The sequence below is a fragment of the Vibrio sp. YT-19(2023) genome, from assembly GCF_033337395.1.
The window spans coordinates 1-563 of sequence record NZ_JAWOQN010000911.1 but is presented as its reverse complement, the minus strand read 5'-3'; the positions used below and the strand labels follow the sequence as shown (position 1 = coordinate 563).

At 47.1% G+C, this 563-nt stretch carries 1 protein-coding gene; it reads right to left on the bottom strand.

The genetic code is table 11. The features are described from left to right. On the bottom strand, positions 1 to 563 hold a 563-nt coding region (locus tag R7E78_RS29140), incomplete at both ends, for a class 1 fructose-bisphosphatase (protein ID WP_318059021.1).

Here is a 563-nt window from a genome sequence, read left to right as displayed (position 1 = left end):
TTCAAGGAGCTCTTCAACTTTGCGAACCATGTTCTTCGAACCCACTAAGAAAGGTACACGCTGGTGTAGCTCAGTCGGTTTGATGTCCATGATGCGATTCACGCCATCTGATGCAATGCCGCCCGCTTGTTCGATGAGAAATGCCATTGGGTTGCATTCGTAAAGCAGGCGAAGTTTGCCTTGTGGGTGACTTTGCGTACTTGGGTAAAGGTAGATGCCACCTTTAAGTAGGTTGCGATGGAAATCCGCCACCAAAGAACCAATGTAGCGAGAGGTGTATGGACGACCGTCTTCAGGCACATTCTCTTGGCAGTATTTGATATACTTTTTCACACCTTGTGGGAAACGAATGTAGTTACCTTCGTTGATGGAGTAGATCTTACCATCTTCAGGAATCATCATGTTTTCATGAGACAGGCAGAAGCTGGCGATGGATGGGTCGTAAGTAAAGCCGTTTACGCCGTTACCTGTGGTGTACACCAACATCGTTGATGAACCGTAAATTACGTAACCTGCTGCAACTTGCTTATGACCTGGCTGAAGGAAATCTTCTTCTGTCGCGG